This is a genomic window from Youhaiella tibetensis (assembly GCF_008000755.1).
Taxonomy (GTDB): domain Bacteria; phylum Pseudomonadota; class Alphaproteobacteria; order Rhizobiales; family Devosiaceae; genus Paradevosia; species Paradevosia tibetensis.
Genome location: NZ_CP041690.1, coordinates 1380698 through 1399553, shown reverse-complemented (window position 1 = coordinate 1399553; position 18856 = coordinate 1380698). Strand labels below are relative to the sequence as shown.

The following is an 18856-nucleotide window of genomic DNA, read 5'->3' as shown; positions in this document are numbered from 1 at the left end:
ATAGTCAGTAATCGAGTAGAGTTCATGCCGTTCGATCCGGCGACGAGTGAGACCGATGTCCGGTCCATGATGGGCCGGGAGCCGCGCCGTACGGCCCAGAAGGCCGTATTCGAGGCGCGCGAGCGGCTTACCTCGAGCTCTGGCACGCTTGCCTCCTACGATTACGAACTGCTCGCCGACTATGCCGGCTCGCGCATTTCCGGCGCGCTGACCATGCCGGTTCTCCTCATCATCCTGGCCCTGTTCTCCAGCCTCTGGGTACCACCGTTCGTGGCCGCTGCCTGGGCCGGCAGCGTGATCGCGGCACACCTCGGAGTGGTGCTGGTGTGCCGGCGCTTCGTGGGGGCGGATCGGGAAAAATTCGACGCCCGCAGGGCGACCGCCGGGTTCGTCGCGGCCGAGACGGTTTACGGCATAGCCTGGGCGCTGGTCGCGCTCTTCACGCTGACGGGTGGCGGGCAGAATCTTGCCGTGGCGCTTTTTGCGATGGTGCTGGTGGGCGCGGCAACCAATGCGGTGGCAACGCGCACCCTGCCCGCGGCGACGGTGGTCAGCACCCTCCCCGCGGTCCTGACGGTGAGCATCAACCTCGTGGTGCTGGGCGGTACGCTCAACTACGCGCTCGCGGCCGTGGCCATCGGCGGCGAAGTGTTTTTCATCTACCTCGCGCGCCAGTTGCATGCATCCGAGCTCGAGACCGTGGCCCACCAGGCCGAGAAGGATGCGTTGATCACCGAGCTCAAGGTCGCCCGGCAGATGTCGGACGAGGCGCGTCGACACGCTGAGCAGGCCAATGTCGCCAAGTCGCAATTCCTCGCCACCATGAGCCACGAACTGCGTACGCCGCTCAACGCCATCATCGGGTTCTCCGAGGTGCTCAAGTCCGAGCTTCTCGGCGTTCACCACGTGCCGCAATACAAGGAATACGCGGGCGACATCCACGCCAGCGGCCAGCACCTGCTCAACCTCATCAACGAACTGCTCGACCTCAGCCGTATCGAGGCGGGCAAGTACGACCTCAATGAAGAAGCCGTGCAGCTGGTGGACATCGCCGAAGACTGCCGTCGCATGGTCGAGATCAGGGCCAAGGCCAAGGGCATAGAACTCAATTTCAGCTATGCCGACAACCTGCCCAAGATCTGGGGCGACGAGCGCGCCATCCGGCAGGTAATCCTCAACCTGCTCTCGAACGCGGTTAAGTTTACGCCCCAGGCCGGCAAGGTGTTCCTGACGGTAGCCCGTTCAGGCGATGGCGGGCAGCTGATCTCGGTACGCGACAACGGTCCCGGCATTCCCGAGGAAGAAATCGAAACGGTGCTCTCGTCCTTCGGCCAGGGTTCGCTGGCTCACAAGACCGCTGAGCAGGGTGCGGGACTGGGCCTGCCGATCGTCCAGAAGATCATGGAACTGCACCAGGGACGGTTCGACCTGTTCTCCAAGCTCAGGTTCGGGACCGAGGTCATCGCTACGTTCCCGCGGGCGCGCGTCATGGATGCGCTGGCGCCGGTCGTCCAGCGGCGCAACCGGCTCGAGATCTACTCGGAAGCCGGCTGAGCGCGCCGCAGGGCGTCAGTTGGCGCGATTGCTGACCGCCGCTTCATCGAAGGTCGCCATGTTGTTGTGCAGGTGAAGCGCGGTCTTTGCCAGCACCGCCGCCAGAGCAGCCCCACTGCCCTCACCCAGGCGCATGCCCAGATCGAGCAACGGCTTGCGGCCCAGATGTTCAAGAGCCTTGCCGTGGGCGCTTTCTGCCGAGACATGGGCGAAGAGGCAGTGGTCGATGGCTTCAGGATTGACCGCGTGAGCGATGGCTGCTGCTGCAGTGGCCACGAAACCGTCCACGATCACCGGCACCTTCTGATGGCGCGCGGCGATGAGAGCGCCAAGCATCGCGGCAATCTCGCGCCCACCGACGCGAGCAAGGATTTCCAGCGGATCTTCGAGGTGGCCGGCGTGGAAGAACAGCGCGTTGTCGACCGCAGCCGCCTTGCGCGCCAGCCCCTGATCATCGACGCCGGTGCCGCGACCGACCCAGTCGGCGCCGGTGCCGCCATAGAGGGCGGCGTAGACGGCGGCGGCGACGGTTGTATTGCCGATCCCCATCTCGCCCAGGCAGAGCAGATCGGGCTTGCCCGCGATCGCCTCCATTCCGTAGGCGATGGTGGCGGCGCACATCTTGTCGTCCATGGCATTGGCCCGCGTGATGTCACCGGTGGGCAGTTCGAGAGCCAGTTCGAACACGCGCAGGTTGATTTCGTGAAGCGCGCATATCTGGGAGATGGCGGCGCCGCCATTGGTGAAATTGGCGACCATCTGCGCGGTGACCTCGCGCGGGAAGGCAGAGACACCCTGGTCGGTCACACCGTGATTGGCGGCGAAAACGGCTACCATCGGATTTTCAAGGGTCGGGTGTCCGTTACCCTGCCAGCGGGCGAGGAAGGACACCATGTCCTCGAGTTGGCCTAGCGAACCCTGCGGCTTGGTCAGCGTGGCCTGTCGGGCCCGAACGGTCTCGACCGCGCTCTCATCTCCATCGGGGACGATGGCAAGCAGTTCGACGATATCGGCATAAGCGGGTGCGGGCATGGCTGCTCCAGACTGTACGTGCAGAGTTTAAGACTCGGGGCCTGCAACCTTTGCCATTAATTTGCCGGGAAGTCGAAGCGATGCGATGTTAGCCCACACCGAATCCGGAGACCGAGGACAATTGGACGTCGCACCGCCCACCGAAAGCGATCGCCCCATTCCGCGCAAGAGCAACGACAACCACCCGCGTCCTCCCAAGCCGGTGCGGATGGTCGACGACCTTGTCATGGCCCTGCGGTTCTTCTCGCGTCTGCCGACTGGCGATGGGGAGCATGAAAAACCTGATCTCAATCGGATCGCGCGAATCCTGCCCTTCGCCAGCCTTGTCATCGGCCTCGCGCCGGTGGCCGTTCTTGCGCTTTGCGGCTGGTTGGCGCTGCCGGGCCTTTTCGCGGCCGCGTTTGCGGTGGCGCTTTGGGTGCTGGTGACGGGAGCCATGGCCGAGGACGGGCTGGCAGACGCAGCCGACGGGCTCTTTGGCGGTACGACCCGGGAGCGGCGGCTCGAAATTCTCAAGGACAGCCGGCACGGCACCTATGGAGTGGCGGCGCTGTGCCTGTTGCTGGTGATGCGGGTGGCCGCGCTCGGTACGCTGGTTACCATCCACCCGCTCAAGGCGGCCGCGATCTGGTTGGCGGCGATGATCCTGGCACGTTCGGGCGCGCTTTGGCTTACGGTTTCGCTTCCCAATGCCAGGGCGGATGGCGCCTCGGCGGCCGCGGGGCGGGTCGGCAAGACAGCCTTCGGGATCGGAATGGCGTTCGCGCTTGCCCTGGGGTTCGTGTTCCTGGCACCCGCCGCCGGGCTGCTGGCCTTCCTCGTGGCGGTAATCCTCGCTATCGGCGTTGCCCTGGGCTGGAGTGCGCTCTGCCGGCGATTGCTGGGCGGCCAGACCGGCGACCTGATCGGCGCTCTCCAGGCGCTGATCGAAGTCGCGGTCTTCCTGGCGGTCCTGGTTTTCGTCTGATCAGGCGGCCTTGCGGAGGACCGCGGCCTCGTTTTTCCTGAGGCGCGCAAGGTAGAGATCGACGAAATTGGCCGGGACGGCATCGCGAACGCTCGCGCGCTCGCGCAACGCCTTGCGCCAGACGCTCAGCGTCGGGAAGGCATCGAGCAGACCGGTGGGGGACACCGACTCGATTGCGTCGATCTGACGGAAGGCCGGGGCGAAGACGGTGTCGACGTAGCTGAACTCCTGCCCGGCGAAATAGGGGCCAGCCACGGTGTCCTCCAGACGAACGAACTTTCCATCCAGCGCGCGCTCGGCCGCCGCGAGTTCTTCGTCTGTCTTGGCAGCGCTCAGCTTCCAGATGTCGCCCAGGACCTGCGAGCCGAACTCCATCCAGGCGCGATGCTGCGCGCGCTCGAGGGGATCGGCCGGGTGCAGTCTCGCGCCCGGTGCAGTTTCCTCGAGATATTCGAGAATGACAGCGCTCTCAAAGATGATGCCCTGGCGCCCATCGTCCTGCTCCACCTTGAGCACAGGCACCTTGCCGAGCGGGGAGATGGCCAGGAACCAGTCCGGCTTGTTGGCAAGGTCGATATAGACGACATCGAAATCGACCTGCTTTTCCTTGAGCGCGATAATGGCCCGTTGGACGTATGGACAGGTGGGGAAGCTGATGAGCGTAAGCTTTGCCATATTTGCGGCATCCTTGTTGCGACGAGTCGCCTAGTTAAGACATCTATAGTTACCATCAGGAACCAACTCCTTTCCAGTAACTCCGTAACCACACACAGCGACCGATCGCGAAATATCTTCCGTGTGACCCGGATTTTGGAGAAACCGGGTCTCAAACGCTCAACGGAGAGCCAGATGAGCCAGATTACCCCGGCGGCACTCGAAGAGGCCGCACATCGATGGTTCGGCAAGCGGCCGGACGAGCTGCTGGATAGCGAACTGCGCGTGCTGCGCAAGGCGATGGGTCGGCGGCCAATTTCGAGGCCGCTCCTCGAAGAGGAAAGCGAGCTCACATTCGGGGAGAGGCTGGCCGACAAGGTCGCCCTGTTCGGCGGATCGTGGAGCTTCATCATCCTTTTCGGACTGGTTCTGCTGGCGTGGACGAGTTCCAATCTCCTCCTCGCCAGTCGAGCCTTCGATCCCTACCCCTTCATTTTCCTCAACCTGCTGCTCTCCATGCTCGCCGCCCTCCAAGCTCCCGTGATCATGATGAGCCAGAACCGGCAGGCCGCCAAGGATCGCGAGGCGGCGGCCCATGATTATGAAGTGAACCTCAAGGCCGAAATCGAGATCATTGCCCTCCATGAGAAGCTCGACCAGATTCGCACCAAACAGCTCGAGGAACTCGTGCGCTACCAGGAGCAGCAGATCGAGCTGCTCAACCGTCTTCTTCTCGAAAAGCCCCCGGCCGGTACTTGAATTCGCCGCAAAGCCAACCTTTATGGAAGGTGTGAACACGACGAGGCATCGCCGCGCATGATCTTTATCGGAGTCGCCCTGCTGGTTGCCGCCGGGCTCGCGCTCATGATCAGCGCGGACGCAGGAACCCTCATCGGGCTGAACCAGCAGCAGACAGGGCAGCTGGTGCCGCTACTCATCATCCTGATCGTGGTCGCCGGCGGCATGTTCTCGCGCAGACGCCGGTTCGCGGAGCTCTTTGGCGGGCTGGTTCTCTGGGTCGGCATTTTTGGCGTCGCCATCGTCGGCTACACCCTTCGCGATGACATCCAGGGCCTGGCGGGCCGGGTGTTCGGCGAGTTGTCCCCGGGTATAGCGGTAGTGGATTCCGATGCGGGCACCGCAACGTTCCGGCGCGGCATGGGCGGGCATTTCCAGGTGCGCGCCAATATCAACGGCGCCGATATCCCCCTTATCTTCGACACGGGCGCCAGCGCGGTGGTGCTGACGTCGGAAGATGCCCGCAAGGCGGGGATCGATACGGACGCGCTGCGCTACACGGTTTCGGTTTCCACCGCCAACGGCATGGGCAAGGCCGCCAGCGTGCGGCTGGATAACATGAACGTGGGCGGCATCGAGCGGCAAGGCGTGCGCGCCTTCGTCGCCGAAGAGCATGCGCTGGACACCAGCCTTCTGGGCATGACGTTCCTGGAAACGCTCAAGCGCTACGCTGTCAGCAGCAATTCGTTGGAACTGGTGGACTGATCAGGCCGTCAGCAGTTCGGGCTCGCGTCTCTGCGCGGCAGCCTCGACGGCATCGAGGGCCTTGAAGAGAACTTCGGGACCGGCACCGGGCTTGCAGGCGTCCACCGATAGGATCTGCCGAAATACGCGCGCCCCGGGCATGCCATTGGCCAGGCCGAGCATGTGCCGCGTGATCTGGTTGATGCGCGCGCCGCGCGAGAGTTCGCCCTCGGCATAAGCGGCCATGGCGAGCATGATTTCGCGCAACGACATTGCGCCCGCCGTCTCGCCGAAGATGCGCGCGTCGACTTCAGCGAGCAGCATGGGATTGTGGTAGGCGGCCCGGCCCAGCATCACCCCCGACATGTGTTCAAGATGGGCGACGGCGTCGTCCAGGGTCTCGATACCTCCATTGATCATGGTCGGCAGGGGTGCCAGCCGCTTGGCGAGGCGATGCACGCGCGGGTAATCCAGCGGCGGGATGGTGCGGTTTTCTTTGGGGCTGAGGCCCTTGAGCCAGGCCTTTCGGGCGTGGACGTAGAGCGCCTCGACACCGGCATCGACCATCTTGTCAGCAAAACGATCGAGGCTCTCTTCAGTGTCCTGGTCATCTATGCCGATGCGGCATTTGACCGTGACCGGCGTATCGGTGGCATCGCGCATGGCCCGCACGCACTCGGCCACGAGGTCGGGCTCCGCCATCAGGCAGGCGCCGAATTTGCCCGACTGCACCCGATCTGATGGACAGCCGACATTGAGGTTGATTTCGGCATAGCCATACTGGTCGCAAAGCGCCACGGCCCGTGCCAGTTCGGCTGGATCGGAGCCCCCAAGCTGCACTGCGACCGGCTGTTCGAGCGACGAAAACCGCAGGTGCCGCTCGGGATCGCCATGGACGAGCGCGGCGCTGGTGACCATCTCGGTGAACAGCAGGGCGCGACGGGTCAGTAGCCGGTGCAGCATCCTGCAATGCCGGTCCGTCCAATCCATCATCGGGGCGACGCTGAAGCGGCGCGCTGTGGCGAGATCGAAGCTCATGGCGCTGGCCATACACAATTTGCGGCGCGAGCGCAAAACACGCAGGTGTCAGGCAGCTATGCGTCAGGCGGCCGGATCGAGGGATTTGCCCGCTTCGGAAGCCGCCTTGATCAGCGCGAAAACCCGCATGGCCGCCTCGATGTCTGCCGGGTCGGCCTTGGCGAGGAGATCCTCGCGAAAGCGATCCATGTCCGTCTCGATGTTGCGGGCCGCGGTCTTGCCCCGCTCGGTCAGGCGCAAAAGATTGGCGCGGCGGTCGTCCGGATCCGGCGTGCGGGTCACGAAACCGGCCTTCTGAAGATCATCGAGCAGGCGGACCAGCGACGCCCCCTCAATACCGCAACGGTCGGCCAGGACGTTCTGATGGACGTTCTCGCCCATGCGACTGATCCAGACCAGCGGAATCGCCTGGGCTTCGGTGACGCCATGCGTGACCACGACGTGACGCGACATCTTCTTCCACAGCCGGTGGCTGACCGCGATGTCCGCGGTGAAATCGCGTAGCAGGTTTGCAAAATCAGTCATAGCAATTAATTAGCATACTAATTATAAGCATGCAAATGCGTGACGAGGGCACGTTCCGATTCCCTCCGACTACCGCGGGACACGACCATCCGGGCCGCCTCCCCTGCCCGGCAGCCGAAACCGACATTTCGTTTCCTGCAATGACATCAGCACAACCAGGCACCCATAAGTGGATGGTGCTATCGAACACGACGCTGGGCGTTCTCGCCTCGGCGGTGAATTCCTCGATCATCCTGATCAGCCTGCCCGCGATTTTCCGCGGCATCGGCCTGCATCCGCTCGACCCCGGCAACACCAACACGCTGCTCTGGACCATCATGGGCTACATGGTGGTGACCTCGGTGCTGGTGGTGACCTTCGGGCGTCTCGGCGACATGTTCGGCCGAGCCAGGATCTACAATATCGGCTTCGTCATCTTCACCATCGCCGCCCTCTTCCTGAGCTTCATGCCAACCGGCTCCAATGCGGCAGCCTACCTGGTGTGGATGCGCATTCTGCAGGGCGTCGGCGGGGCGATGATCACGGCCACGTCCACCGCCATCCTGGTGGATGCGTTTCCGCCCCATGAGCGCGGCTTCGCCCTGGGCATCAACACGATGGCGGCGATTGCCGGACAGTTCATCGGCCTCATCCTGGGCGGCGTTCTGGCGGACATCAACTGGCGCTGGATCTTCTGGATCAACGTGCCGATCGGCGTCGTTGGAGCGACCTGGGGCCTAATGATGCTGCGCGATCGCGTGGCACCCAAGGGGCGCAGCAAGCACGACTGGTGGGGCAATATCACCTTTGCCATCGGCCTGGTGCTCGTGCTCGTCGGCGTCAATGACGGCATCCAGCCTCACGGAGCATCGCTGATGGCCTGGGGCAGTCCCAAGGTGTTAGCCGAGCTCGGTTTCGGACTGATTTTCCTGGTGGCGTTCGTCGCCATCGAAAAGCGCGTGGCGCTGCCGATGTTCGATCTCAAGCTTTTCCGCATCCGGCCGTTCACGGCGGGTGTCTCGGCGAGCATGCTGTCCTCGATCGGTCGCGGCGGACTGCAGTTCATGCTGATCGTCTGGCTGCAGGGCATCTGGTTGCCCTTGCACGGCTACTCCTTCGAAAGCACTCCGCTCTGGGCCGGCATCTTCATGTTGCCGCTCACCCTGGGCATCCTGCTGGCGGGACCGGTTGCCGGGCTTCTTGCAGACCGCTTCGGCTCGCGACTTTTCGCCACGCTGGGCATGCTTTTGGGGGCGGTAACGTTCCTGGGAATGATGCTGCTCGATGCGGATTTCCCCTACCCGATCTTTGCGGCGCTGCTCTTCCTCAACGGGGTCGGGACCGGGCTTTTCAGCGCGCCCAACAGCACGCAGATCATGAACGCGGTGCCCGCCAGCGAGCGCGGCCAGGCCTCGGGCGTGCGGGCGACGACCCTCAATGCCGGGCAGGTGCTATCCATCGGCATCTTCTTTACGCTGATGATCATCGGGCTTGCCATGAGCCTGCCCGGAACGATGGAAGTGCGGCTCGTCGCGGAGGGCCTGCCTCAGGATGTCGCAGCGCAAGTCGCTAGCGCTCCGCCGGTTGCTAGCCTATTTGCAGCCTTCCTCGGTTACAATCCAATGGGTGAGCTGATCCCCGCAGCGGCTCTTTCGGCACTTTCGCCGGATCATGCAGCCGTCATCACGGGCCAGAAGTTCTTCCCGGACCTGCTTTCCGGACCGTTCATGGTCGGCATCAAGATCGCGTTTTCGATCTCGATGCTGCTCTACCTGCTTTCGGCGCTTGCGTCGTGGCTGGGCGGATCGACCCGCAAGCAGGAAGCGATCGAGGAGGCAGCCCTTGAAGCTGCCGAATGAACGCATGGCAGTCTTGAAGGGGACGGGATTGCCTTAACGAGGGTCGCGCATACCTATGGGTTGAGCGACGTCAGAGGGCTCAATAAAATGACTGGCAATTCCACACACAGGGTCGTCATCGTCGGCGGCGGTTTCGGCGGCCTCATGGCCGCCCAGAAGCTCGCCGGCAGCGGTCTGGACATCACGCTGATCGACCGGCGCAACCACCACCTGTTCCAGCCCCTGCTCTACCAAGTGGCAACGGCAGCGCTGACGACTTCGGACATCGCCTGGCCGATCCGCAGCCTGGTCCGTGGCAAGAACGACATCAAGACCCTGCTCGGGAGCGTGGCTGGCGTCGACAAGGAGGCCAGGCAGGTCATCCTCGAAGATGGCGCCCGGGTGCCTTACGACAGCCTGATCCTGGCAACGGGTGCCCGGCACGCTTATTTCGGCCACGACGAGTGGGAACCGAATGCGCCGGGCCTCAAGACCCTCGAAGACGCCACGGCGATCCGTCGCCGCCTGCTGCTTGCCTTCGAACAGGCCGAGCGCGAGCCCGACGAGGCCCGCCGCAAGGCGTTGCTGACCTTCGTCATCATCGGCGCCGGCCCGACCGGCGTCGAACTGGCCGGTACGATCGTGGAACTGGCTGAAGCCAGCCTGCGTGGCGAATTCCGCAATATCCGCCCGGAAGAGGCACGTGTCGTGCTGATCGAAGCAGCGGATCGCGTACTCCTCAACTTCGTTCCGGAGCTTTCCGCCTACGCGCTCGAAGCGCTGCGCAAGCTTGGGGTGGAAGTCGAACTCGGCCATGCGGTGACCGAGATCGATCCGAGCGGGGTTGTTTATGGCGGCAAGCGGCTCGAGACCAAGACCGTGATCTGGGCGGCGGGCGTTCAGGCATCGCCGGCCGCAAAGTGGCTGGGCGTCGAATCCGACCGTGCCGGGCGCGTAAAGGTCAACCCGGACCTGACGGTGCCCGGCTATCCCGACATCTTCGTGATCGGCGATACAGCCCTGGCGCTGCGGGCCGATGGGCGGCCGGTGCCGGGCGTGGGCGATGCTGCCAAGCAGGGCGGCAAGCATGCCGCGGCGACCATCAAGGCGCGCGTGGCAGGCGAGACCCCGCCCACCTTCGTCTACAAGCATGCAGGCGATCTGGCGACGATCGGCAAGCGTGCCGCGGTGATTGACTTTGGTTGGCTCAAGCTCAAGGGCTTTCTGGCCTGGTGGGTGTGGGGCGTGGCCCACATCTACTTCCTCATCGGCGTCAAGAACCGGCTCTTCGTGTCGATCACCTGGCTGCTGCAGTTGCTCTCCGGGCGCCGCAGCGCCCGGCTCATCACCCAGGGCGATGCGAGCGGGCGCTGGGAACACCGGCCCTAAGGACATGCAAGAGCGGGCCGCCTGGCCCGCTCACTGCTTTTCGGCGGTCCATTCTTCCCAGTAGCTGGCACACCGGGCCCGGAAAGCCTCCGGCGATTCAGCGGTCAATTCGGCGCCAAGCCGGAAGCTCTCCGCTTCCAGTTCGGCCTTTCGCCGGATCAGGACGGGGGCCAAAACCGTTTCCTCGCCGAGATATCCGGCCAGCATGTCGAGGTCGTGATGGCGGCCGAGCACGTCGGCCAGATCGTTGGCGGCACTGCGCGAGGCCAGGAGAATATGCGGCGCGCTCGCGCTGATCAGGCCCAGGTGGTGACCGTGATATTTGGTGAGCTTGCGCCAATCGTGAAGATTGACCGCAGTCGGGTGTCTGTGCGCGCGCTTCAGGGCTTTGCGCGTGCGGTGGTAGGTTTGCCCGATCCCTCCCTCCAGCGCCCTGAAGCCACTGCGCCGGACCGTCCAGCGCTGGGCGCGTTCGGAGAGCGCATCGATAGCAGCAGCGAAATCGATGAGCGCCGCAATTGGATCTTCGGTGCTGGTCGTAGCGAGTTGAGCCAGGAGGTTCTCGCGTTCTTTCGGATCGGGTGACGCCGCCTCCTCGCGCACCAGCATGTCATAGGTCTGGAGGGCGACAGGTCGGTCGCGGAGTTGGCCCAGCTTGCGGGCAGCGTCACGCACCGCGATGTTTTCCTTGCGATAGTCATCGAAGCTGGCCCGGACCAGCCGCAGCGCCGCCCGGATCTTCTTACAGCGCCGGCGGATGGAGTGAATGGCTGCCTGCGGGTTCTCCGCGCCTCCACGCGCGGCCTGCGAGGCCTTTTGTGCCTGCTCGATCACTATGCGCCGCAAGCAGGCTTCGACCGTCTCGTCGGCGGTGAATTTGAAGGGCATTCGACGCTTCCTCGTTCCTCAGGACACCAGAAGGCACTCGACCGTCACAATCAAACGATTTGGAACCCAGCGCTGCTGGAGGGGTTTTGCTCTCATCACAATGGGAGGACGACGCGATGACGCGGACCGAAAAGAAATGGTCAGCGGACGTGACCGAACACAGCGATGCGCTTGATCTCGAGCCAAACATTTTTGCCTCGGACGATCCGAAAGAAATCGCGGACTCCCTCAAACGGTCGGCCGAGGAAAGCCATCGGCGCAAGGTAAGCCCTTACCAGTCCGCGATGTCGATGCTGACGTTCTACATCAACCGCGCAGGCAAGAATCTCGACGCCGACAAGCGCAAGACGCTCGAGGCCGCCAAGGACGAACTGCGCAAGGACTTCGACCGACCCACCAAACATTAGGAGAGCAAAATGGGAAGCCTCATCATCCCCTCCCTGATCTACGAAGATGCACCGCGCATGATCGACTGGCTCTGCGATACGTTCGGGTTTACCAGGCGTGCGGTTTTCGAGGACGGAAAGGGCGGGATCGCGCATGCAGAACTCACCCTAGGCGACGGCATGATCATGCTGGGTTCGCCCAAGGACAACGACTTCAACCAGTTGCAGTCAACGCCCAAAACCCTCCGCGGGGTGACGCAGAGCCCTTATCTCGTGGTCGATGACGCCCAGGCAGTCTTCGACAAGGTCGCGCTTGCCGGTGGCATGATCGTTGGCGAATTGCGCCGCGACACGGAAAGTGGGGACTCGTTCTTCTGCTACGACCCTGAAGGATATCTGTGGTGCATCGGCACCTATAATCCGTGGCAGGAAGGCGTACAGCAGCCAACGGCAGCGTGACGCCGTTACCGACTTGGGCGCCAGGGGACCTCACGCTCTCCCGGCGCCCGGTCGTCAATCAGGGGATCACTTCGGCGTCGGGCCGGTCGTCGCCCTCCGACTCCTCGCTGTGCCAGACGCCGCGATCATCTTCGTAGAGAATATCGCGGGTTTCGTCGGGAAGCTCCTGACGGGAAGCGGCTTCGCGGGCAGCGGCAAGGGCGGCATCGTGCGTGCGAAACGGCTCTGAAAAGACGCCGTTGAGCTTATAGGCCCAGCCGCCGTCGTGCTGGACGATCTCGTATTTGATTTCCTGGGACATGGTCGTTCCCTCCATTGCGGTGCAGGAACGCGCCCACCCCGCTTTGAGTTGCCTCAACCGGCGCCCCTGGTCTTCAGGCTTGCTTCGATCAAGCGGTCGGCGGCCTCGACGAGGTGGCGAGCGGGCCCGCCGGGCTGAAACATCTGGTTGGTCACGTAGGCACCCTCGAGCAGCAGGTGGAGGCCATCTCCTAGGACTTCGGGTTCCTCGGCCCCCATCTCCCGCGCCATCTCGACCAGCCGGCGACGCAGTTCGACCTTGTTGGATACGGCCACCTGACGGGCGGGATTGTCGTGTTCGGGGTATTCGACAATAGCGTTGGTGAGCCCGCAGCCGCGCGAGCCCGTCTTACGCGCCCTTTCGGCGATGGGCTCCAGAAAAGCACGCAACTGAGCTCGTGGATCGCCCGGATGGGCGGCGGCGGCATTATTGAAACGGGCCCAGAAGTCGGCGTCGTACTGGCGCAGATACGTCGCAGCGAGTTCATCCTTTGACGGGAAGCTGCGATAGAGGCTCGGCTTGGTGACGCCCGCTCGCTTGACGATTTCGTCGACGCCCACGGCCCTGATGCCGATGCGATAGAACAGGTCCCAGGCCGTATCGAGGATCTTGTCGGCCGCGCGAGGCGGGCGCACTTCGGTTGAGGAAGCCATCACTTATTCTCTTGACAATGTTACTGACCGGTACGTACCGTCGCCAACCTCAGATACGTACCGGTTAGTAACATGACAATAGCCCGCAAGCGGCCCTTTGGCCAGAACTATGCCTTCGTGGTCGCTGGAGTGACGTTCTTCGTGCTCCTGGTCTCCGCCGCGGTTCGCTCTTCGCCGGGCGTGCTGATGCTGCCGCTCGAAGAGGCGTTCGGATGGGGGCGCGACACCATTTCGCTCGCCGCTGCTATCGGAATTTTCCTCTTTGGTCTTTCCGGCCCGTTCGCGGCAGCGCTCATGGATCGCATAGGGCTGCGGCGAACGCTGGTGAGCGCGCTGCTGATCATGTCGGCTTCAACGGCAGCCAGCCTCATGATGAGCGAGCCATGGCATCTTGTCCTCACCTGGGGCGTCATTTCCGGATTGGCGACGGGGTCTGCGGCGACGGTGTTGGGTGCCACGATCGTCAACCGCTGGTTCAAGACCAATCGCGGACTGATGATGGGGTTGATGTCGGCGAGCACCGCCACCGGAACGCTGGTGTTCCTGCCTGTCCTGGCAGCCCTCGCACAGTATGGCGGCTGGCAACCGGTCGTGATCACCGTGAGCATCGCGGCGGCCGTGATGGCGCCGATCGTCTATCTCCTCGTGCCCGAGCGGCCCATTTCCATCGGACAGCGCAGATTCGGGGCCACCGAGGATGAGCCGCTCCCGCAGGCGCCGAAGGGCAATTTCGTCGTGGCGACCCTGCGCACGCTGCTCGACGCGGCGAGGACGCGGACGTTCTGGCTGCTGTTCGGCACGTTCTTCATCTGCGGCTTCACCACCAATGGCCTGGTTGGAACGCACCTTATCGCCTATTGCGGCGACATGGGCATCCCGGAGGTGCAGGCAGCCGGACTGCTGGCCTTGATGGGTATTTTCGATCTCCTCGGCACCACATTCTCGGGCTGGCTGACGGACCGGTTCGATCCGCGCAAGCTGCTGGTGGTCTATTACGGAATACGGGGCCTATCCCTGTTCTTCCTGCCTTACTCGGGGTTCAGCGGGTGGACGCTGACGATTTTTGCGATCTTTTACGGGCTTGACTGGATCGCGACCGTGCCCCCTACCCTGCGGCTCACCAATGAGGCGTTCGGAGACCGCAATGGTCCGATGGTTTTCGGTTGGATCGTGGCCGGGCACCAGGTGGGCGCGGCGTTTGCGGCGTTATTCGGCGGGGTGATGCGTCAATGGCAGGGCGATTACGCCCTGGCCTTCCTCATCGCGGGCATTACGGGCCTTATCGCAGCCGGCATGGCCATCTCGATCAACAGCGCCAAGGACGAAACGCTCAAGGCATGCCCGGTGGCAGCGTAGCATCGGCCACCTGCTCGGGCATCAATGCCCGAACAGGGCGCCTTCGGTGTATTCGAGGATCGAGGGGATGACCAGGTCCTCCTCGTCGTCGAGGTGGCGCAGGAGCCAGTTGAGCAGCTTGTCGGAATTGTCGGCATATGCGTCCGCCGCGAAGCGGCGGGCGTCGCCCTCGGTATGGAGGGCCGCCAGCATCGCCTGCCCCGTCTGGGCGGATGACAACAGCAGGTCGTGGATGACTTCGTGATCTTCCTCGAGGAGATCAAAGCCGACGATCATGCGCTTGTCGTAGCTGCGGAACAGGGGAAAGTAGTTGTAGTCCTCGACCTGGTGATGCCCCTCCAGGTGCTGGAGAAAGTAGCGCAGGCGCGGGGCGAAGAAGCGGTGGAACTCGTCAGGGTCGAGCGCACCTTCGCGGAACTCATGCGTAGCTGTCTTCAGCATGCCACCGAGTTCGCGGAACATGTTGTGCATCTGCAGCCAGAACGCGGCCGTCTGGCCGAAATTGCGGTGCTCGTCCCAGGTTTCGCGCGGATATTTTTCGCGCAGGTAGGCGATGTCGGCAGGCAGTTTGGCGGTGCGATTGGGCAGCCACAGTTCGGGAGCGGTTTTCATGGCGGCAAGGTAAGCCCTGCCCACGGCAGCCTCAAGACGGCACCAAAAGGTGCCGAAGTATCATTCGACCTCGCCGATCGCCGTGACGGTCTTGCGCCCCATGGAACGCTCCCGCCACCAGATGTAGAGGCCCGAACCGATGACGATCGGAGCACCCAGGTAGATGCCCAAATCGGGCGGCTGGTTGAAGATCAGCCAGCTCGAAAGCGTCATGTAGACAATCTGGAGGTATGCAAAGGGAGCCAGGGTGGTCGCCGGTGCGTAGCGCGCGGCGATTGAGAAGAGCTGGTGGCCGGTCAGGCCGGCAACGCCGATCAGGGCGAAGGCGAACCAATCGGCGGAGGTAGAGGGCCAGATCCAGTTCTGGAAGGCAAACGGCGCCAGGCAGAGCGTGGCGATGAGGCCGGAATAGAACTGCTGGGTGGCGGCCGAATCCACGCCGGCCAGTTTTCGCGTCAGGATGAAGTAGAGCGCCGAGCCGCAGGCGCCCATCAGCGAAAGCAGGGCTGCCGGGTGAAAGGCATCGGTTCCCGGGCGGACGATGACGATAACACCAAGGAAACCAACGAAAATCGCAGTCCACCGCCGCCATCCGACATGCTCGCCAAGGAGCGGTACGGAAAGCGCGCACAGCATCAGCGGCATGGTGAAATTGATCGAACCGGTCGTGGTGAGGGGCAGGAACTGGACGGCGAGGAAGTTGCAGACCGTGACGCCCAGGAGCAGCAGGCCGCGCAGGATTTCCAGTTTCAGGTTGCCCGTGCGGACCAGCGCAACGCCCTGCCTGGGTGCAATCAGCGCGGTTATGAGCAGAAAATGAACGGCGTAACGCGCGAATATGAACTGCGGCGTCGGCATACCGCTTTGCGCCAGCCATTTCGCCGAAGAGTCGATCATCGTGAAGACGAAATAGGCGATCAGCACGAGGCCGATGCCATAGAGGCGGCGCTCCTGCACGGGCGCGACGGCGATGGTCATGTCAGGTTCCGAACGCGCTAGGAGAAGGCGCGGAACTAGCGTTGGGGGAGATTGGAGGCGTTGTCAATCGCAAGGAGCGTTGGCCTGTAGCCAACGCGCGAGGGGGCAGCGCCCCCTCGGGCTGGACGGGCTCAGTATGTCTCTCGCAGATGCCGGATGCGCAAGCTGGAGGCGAGGGCTTTCTGGGTGACCTTGGCGCCGTGGCGCGGCGTGAAGGTGAGGCGGGTTTCGCGGCCCGGCACGAGGGTCAGTGCGTTGTCCGAGAAGTAGCCGGGAACATCCACCGATGCGGTGACGAAGAAGGCCGGGCGATCGGCAGTGAGGGTCAGAACCGGTGCTCCGTCCTGGGTGGACCAGGCCGCCTTCACCTTGGCATCGGGAACGTCATAGTATTTGTAGGCGCGCGGAAAGAAGTCGTTCTCGCCCAGCAGATTTCCGTCCTCGCCAGTCCAGGAAAAGGCGAGGAAGTCCCCGTCGCCGAGGTTGTTCAGTGGCACGCGCGCGAGTTCGGCCGCGGCGTCGGGGCCGATCTTGCCGCGCTTGTCGTGCACGGTCGTGGACGAGCCGTCGACATTGACGATCCGGACCTCGAGGCTGATCTCGGCCCGAGACGCGGTGTCGTTGATCCCCTTGAGGACGATATCGCCCTTTTCCTTGTCAGGCACGGCGACGACGTTAACCGGCAGGAAGAAGCGCCGGGCCATGTAGTGGAGAAGCTTCCACTGCCCGCCATAGTCGAGGCTCGCCCAACTCGCCACCGGATAGGTGTCGTTGATCTGCCAGAAGAGCGTGCCCATGCAGCGCGGCTTGGTGGAGCGCCAGTATTCGATGGCGGTCTTGATCGCCAGTCCCTGCTGGATCTGGGACAGGAACACCATCTGCTCGAAAGTGGCCGGGAAACGGAAGTACCGGCACATGGTTTCGAGGATGCGGGCATTGCCGCCGTCGTTGCGCTGATGGTTCTCCATCACCGGCGAGGAGGGGTTGCGGTCCTCGGGGGTGGTGAACGTCTCGATGACGTTCATCGAGGTGAAGGATTGGAAGCCGAACTCGGAAGCGAAGCGCGGATTGACGGTGCGATAGGCCTCGAACGGCTTGGCCGAGTGCCAGACGTCCCAATAGTGCAGGTCGCCCCGCGTGTCCGAGTGCCAGCCGTCCGAGAAATCGAGGTAGCCGAGCGAGGGAGAGGATGGCCAGAAGCGGCGGGCGGGATCCTCGTCTTCCACGATCGACTGGAGCATCGAGCTCATGCGGTCGTAATTGGCGAGGTAGCGCTCGGGATTTGCCTTGGTCTCGTCGTACCAGGTGAGCGACCCGATCACTTCGTTGTCGCCGCACCAGAGGGCGATACAGGCATGGTGGGACAGGCGCCGGACCTGCTGGGTGATCTCGACCCGGACATTGTCGAGGAATTCGCGGTTTGAAGGGTAGCTCATGCAGGCGAACATGAAGTCCTGCCAGACGAGGAGACCGAGTTCGTCGCACAGGTCGTAGAAATAGTCGGGTTCGTACTGTCCGCCGCCCCAGATGCGGATCATGTTCATGTTGGCGGCGACGGCGCTTTCGAGCAGGTCACGGACGACCGGCTCGGTGATGCGCGAGGGGATGGCGTCGGCGGGGATCCAGTTCGCCCCCATCGCCGTGATGTCGCGGCCGTTGATGCGCACCTTGAAGGAATGGTCGATGGCATCCTTCTCGATGACCCATTCGAGCTTACGCAGACCGATCCGCCGGCTGGTGACTTCACCATCGAGCGTGGTGACGAGATCATAGAGCGGCTGCTCACCCTGCCCGCTCGGCCACCAGAGGCGCGGGTTCTTGATGGTGACGTTGTGGACGAAGACGTTTTCGCCCGGGCGCACCACCACCTTGTCCGCGATCACCTGGCCGTCAATGGTGTGACCGAGTTCGACCGAACCTTCAGCGAAGGCGTAGACGCGGGTGGCGATCGAGAGTTCGACCGACTTCTTGCCGTGTGCCTGGTCTACCTGCACGCTCTCCTGGCGGGCGAGGCGGCTCTTGCGGATGGCCATGCGGCCATAGACGCCGGTCGGCATCAGGCAGATACCCCAGTCCCAGCCGGCATGGCAGGCGACCTTGCGCACGAAGTTCATGTGCACGCCTTCAAGGCCGTTGGTCTGGTAGTTCTTGGTAAAGGGGATCGGGAAGGGATGCGCCTGGGCGCGGGCCTTGGCGACATCGCGAGTGACGGCAAAATCGATCTGAATGTGGTTCTCGCCCGGGCGGACCTTGCCCGTCACGTCGAAATCGTAGCGGCGGAAGGCATTGTCGGTTTCCGCAATCAACTCGCCATTGAGCGAGATGCGCGCGATGCAGTCGACTTCCGAAAGCGTCAGCGTGAGGTAACCATCGAGGTCCTCGGGCGCGGCATCGAAGTTGCGTTCGACGCTCCAGGGCGTGTGGTTGACCCACATCACGTCCTGCTCGTTGGCGCCGAAATAGGGATCGGGAATCTCGCCCGCCTCGATCAGCGCCGTATGCACGTCGCCCGGCAGGTCGATGCCGAAGGCGCCATCGTATTTGGGTGAGGTCAGGGCGTAGACACCCGACAGCGCGATTTCAGAATAGCTCGCATTCGCCGTCGAAACGGCCTTGGCCTTCGCCATGAATTCCTCCCGAAAACCCGCGCCGCAATCGATTTCAGAGGCGCGGGAGGTTTCTTAGACGGAGTCCTCGACGCTGCCAATGGCGAGCATAGGTTGATCGAGGAGCAATAAATATGATTATTATAATCATATTATATG

Annotated in this window: 19 protein-coding genes; 9 read left to right on the top strand and 10 right to left on the bottom strand. The window is 63.2% G+C overall.

The window, feature by feature from the left end; genetic code table 11:
• Window positions 1-24: 24 nt before the first annotated feature.
• Window positions 25-1554 carry an ATP-binding protein gene (locus FNA67_RS06830; protein ID WP_244616506.1) on the top strand — a complete coding sequence of 510 codons (1530 nt, stop codon included), beginning with the start codon at window positions 25-27 and terminating at the stop codon, window positions 1552-1554.
• 15 nt (window positions 1555-1569) lie between these two features.
• Here FNA67_RS06830 and cobT read toward each other — a convergent pair whose 3' ends face one another.
• Window positions 1570-2586, bottom strand: coding sequence for a nicotinate-nucleotide--dimethylbenzimidazole phosphoribosyltransferase (gene cobT, locus FNA67_RS06825; protein WP_147655495.1), 1017 nt, complete (start codon window positions 2584-2586; stop codon window positions 1570-1572).
• Between the two features lie 121 nt (window positions 2587-2707).
• Here cobT and cobS point away from each other — a divergent pair, with 121 nt between their 5' ends.
• Complete coding sequence (gene cobS / locus FNA67_RS06820) at window positions 2708-3553, top strand: adenosylcobinamide-GDP ribazoletransferase (protein WP_170267238.1); 846 nt, start codon at window positions 2708-2710, stop codon at window positions 3551-3553.
• Here the strand turns inward: cobS and FNA67_RS06815 are convergent, their stop codons facing one another.
• Window positions 3554-4228, bottom strand: a complete 675-nt coding sequence (locus FNA67_RS06815) for a glutathione S-transferase family protein (RefSeq protein WP_147655493.1) — start codon at window positions 4226-4228, stop codon at window positions 3554-3556. It lies immediately after the preceding gene.
• 174 nt (window positions 4229-4402) lie between these two features.
• On the opposite strand from FNA67_RS06815, the gene FNA67_RS06810 reads away from it, so the two are divergent.
• Together FNA67_RS06810 and FNA67_RS06805 are read left to right on the top strand one after the other, a co-directional pair.
• Entirely contained in the window at window positions 4403-4966 is a 564-nt protein-coding gene (locus FNA67_RS06810) for a DUF1003 domain-containing protein (RefSeq protein WP_049704482.1), read from the top strand.
• 57 nt (window positions 4967-5023) lie between these two features.
• The gene (locus FNA67_RS06805; protein WP_049704481.1) at window positions 5024-5710 is read left to right on the top strand and encodes a retropepsin-like aspartic protease family protein; all 687 of its coding nucleotides are present in this window, start codon (window positions 5024-5026) and stop codon (window positions 5708-5710) included.
• Here the strand turns inward: FNA67_RS06805 and dusA are convergent, their stop codons facing one another.
• Together dusA and FNA67_RS06795 are read right to left on the bottom strand one after the other, a co-directional pair.
• Window positions 5711-6727, bottom strand: a complete 1017-nt coding sequence (dusA, locus tag FNA67_RS06800; RefSeq protein WP_147655492.1) for a tRNA dihydrouridine(20/20a) synthase DusA — start codon at window positions 6725-6727, stop codon at window positions 5711-5713.
• Window positions 6728-6790: 63 nt separating this feature from the next.
• Complete coding sequence (locus tag FNA67_RS06795; RefSeq protein ID WP_049704480.1) at window positions 6791-7252, bottom strand: MarR family winged helix-turn-helix transcriptional regulator; 462 nt, start codon at window positions 7250-7252, stop codon at window positions 6791-6793.
• 140 nt (window positions 7253-7392) lie between these two features.
• Here FNA67_RS06795 and FNA67_RS06790 point away from each other — a divergent pair, with 140 nt between their 5' ends.
• Window positions 7393-9090, top strand: coding sequence for an MFS transporter (locus FNA67_RS06790; RefSeq protein ID WP_147655491.1), 1698 nt, complete (start codon window positions 7393-7395; stop codon window positions 9088-9090).
• 87 nt (window positions 9091-9177) lie between these two features.
• Window positions 9178-10458, top strand: coding sequence for an NAD(P)/FAD-dependent oxidoreductase (locus FNA67_RS06785; RefSeq protein ID WP_147655490.1), 1281 nt, complete (start codon window positions 9178-9180; stop codon window positions 10456-10458).
• A 30-nt stretch (window positions 10459-10488) separates the two neighbouring features.
• Here the strand turns inward: FNA67_RS06785 and FNA67_RS06780 are convergent, their stop codons facing one another.
• Window positions 10489-11346, bottom strand: coding sequence for a CHAD domain-containing protein (locus FNA67_RS06780; protein WP_147655489.1), 858 nt, complete (start codon window positions 11344-11346; stop codon window positions 10489-10491).
• Window positions 11347-11462: 116 nt separating this feature from the next.
• Here FNA67_RS06780 and FNA67_RS06775 point away from each other — a divergent pair, with 116 nt between their 5' ends.
• Both FNA67_RS06775 and FNA67_RS06770 read left to right on the top strand, forming a co-directional pair.
• Window positions 11463-11753 (top strand): DUF3175 domain-containing protein, encoded by a 291-nt coding sequence (locus FNA67_RS06775; RefSeq protein ID WP_147655488.1) that lies wholly within the window; start codon window positions 11463-11465, stop codon window positions 11751-11753.
• A gap of 9 nt (window positions 11754-11762) precedes the next feature.
• A complete protein-coding gene (locus FNA67_RS06770) occupies window positions 11763-12191 on the top strand; it encodes a VOC family protein (RefSeq protein ID WP_049704475.1) in 429 nt (142 codons plus the stop codon).
• 58 nt (window positions 12192-12249) lie between these two features.
• On the opposite strand, the gene FNA67_RS06765 is transcribed toward FNA67_RS06770, so the two are convergent.
• Together FNA67_RS06765 and FNA67_RS06760 are read right to left on the bottom strand one after the other, a co-directional pair.
• Entirely contained in the window at window positions 12250-12492 is a 243-nt protein-coding gene (locus FNA67_RS06765) for a DUF2188 domain-containing protein (RefSeq protein WP_147655487.1), read from the bottom strand.
• A gap of 53 nt (window positions 12493-12545) precedes the next feature.
• Entirely contained in the window at window positions 12546-13145 is a 600-nt protein-coding gene (locus FNA67_RS06760; protein WP_049704473.1) for a TetR/AcrR family transcriptional regulator, read from the bottom strand.
• 72 nt (window positions 13146-13217) lie between these two features.
• Between FNA67_RS06760 and FNA67_RS06755 the strand changes: the two genes are divergently transcribed.
• A complete protein-coding gene (locus FNA67_RS06755) occupies window positions 13218-14501 on the top strand; it encodes an MFS transporter (protein WP_147655486.1) in 1284 nt (427 codons plus the stop codon).
• A 21-nt stretch (window positions 14502-14522) separates the two neighbouring features.
• Here FNA67_RS06755 and FNA67_RS06750 read toward each other — a convergent pair whose 3' ends face one another.
• From FNA67_RS06750 to FNA67_RS06740, 3 genes are all read right to left on the bottom strand, one after another.
• A complete protein-coding gene (locus FNA67_RS06750; protein ID WP_244616504.1) occupies window positions 14523-15137 on the bottom strand; it encodes a hemerythrin domain-containing protein in 615 nt (204 codons plus the stop codon).
• Between the two features lie 36 nt (window positions 15138-15173).
• Window positions 15174-16091 carry a DMT family transporter gene (locus tag FNA67_RS06745; protein WP_049704470.1) on the bottom strand — a complete coding sequence of 306 codons (918 nt, stop codon included), beginning with the start codon at window positions 16089-16091 and terminating at the stop codon, window positions 15174-15176.
• Between the two features lie 131 nt (window positions 16092-16222).
• On the bottom strand, window positions 16223-18718 hold the full coding sequence (locus FNA67_RS06740) for a beta-mannosidase (RefSeq protein ID WP_147655485.1): 2496 nt from the start codon (window positions 18716-18718) through the stop codon (window positions 16223-16225).
• Window positions 18719-18856 lie beyond the last annotated feature (138 nt).

Coding starts and splice junctions, on each gene's coding strand:
- FNA67_RS06830 (WP_244616506.1), top strand. CDS start 25: ATGCCGTTCGATCCGGCGACGAGTGAGACCGATGTCCGGTCCATGATG.
- cobT (WP_147655495.1), bottom strand. CDS start 2,586: ATGCCCGCACCCGCTTATGCCGATATCGTCGAACTGCTTGCCATCGTC.
- FNA67_RS06815 (WP_147655493.1), bottom strand. CDS start 4,228: ATGGCAAAGCTTACGCTCATCAGCTTCCCCACCTGTCCATACGTCCAA.
- FNA67_RS06810 (WP_049704482.1), top strand. CDS start 4,403: ATGAGCCAGATTACCCCGGCGGCACTCGAAGAGGCCGCACATCGATGG.
- FNA67_RS06805 (WP_049704481.1), top strand. CDS start 5,024: ATGATCTTTATCGGAGTCGCCCTGCTGGTTGCCGCCGGGCTCGCGCTC.
- dusA (WP_147655492.1), bottom strand. CDS start 6,727: ATGAGCTTCGATCTCGCCACAGCGCGCCGCTTCAGCGTCGCCCCGATG.
- FNA67_RS06795 (WP_049704480.1), bottom strand. CDS start 7,252: ATGACTGATTTTGCAAACCTGCTACGCGATTTCACCGCGGACATCGCG.
- FNA67_RS06790 (WP_147655491.1), top strand. CDS start 7,393: ATGACATCAGCACAACCAGGCACCCATAAGTGGATGGTGCTATCGAAC.
- FNA67_RS06785 (WP_147655490.1), top strand. CDS start 9,178: ATGACTGGCAATTCCACACACAGGGTCGTCATCGTCGGCGGCGGTTTC.
- FNA67_RS06780 (WP_147655489.1), bottom strand. CDS start 11,346: ATGCCCTTCAAATTCACCGCCGACGAGACGGTCGAAGCCTGCTTGCGG.
- FNA67_RS06775 (WP_147655488.1), top strand. CDS start 11,463: ATGACGCGGACCGAAAAGAAATGGTCAGCGGACGTGACCGAACACAGC.
- FNA67_RS06770 (WP_049704475.1), top strand. CDS start 11,763: ATGGGAAGCCTCATCATCCCCTCCCTGATCTACGAAGATGCACCGCGC.
- FNA67_RS06765 (WP_147655487.1), bottom strand. CDS start 12,492: ATGTCCCAGGAAATCAAATACGAGATCGTCCAGCACGACGGCGGCTGG.
- FNA67_RS06760 (WP_049704473.1), bottom strand. CDS start 13,145: ATGGCTTCCTCAACCGAAGTGCGCCCGCCTCGCGCGGCCGACAAGATC.
- FNA67_RS06755 (WP_147655486.1), top strand. CDS start 13,218: ATGACAATAGCCCGCAAGCGGCCCTTTGGCCAGAACTATGCCTTCGTG.
- FNA67_RS06745 (WP_049704470.1), bottom strand. CDS start 16,091: ATGACCATCGCCGTCGCGCCCGTGCAGGAGCGCCGCCTCTATGGCATC.
- FNA67_RS06740 (WP_147655485.1), bottom strand. CDS start 18,718: ATGGCGAAGGCCAAGGCCGTTTCGACGGCGAATGCGAGCTATTCTGAA.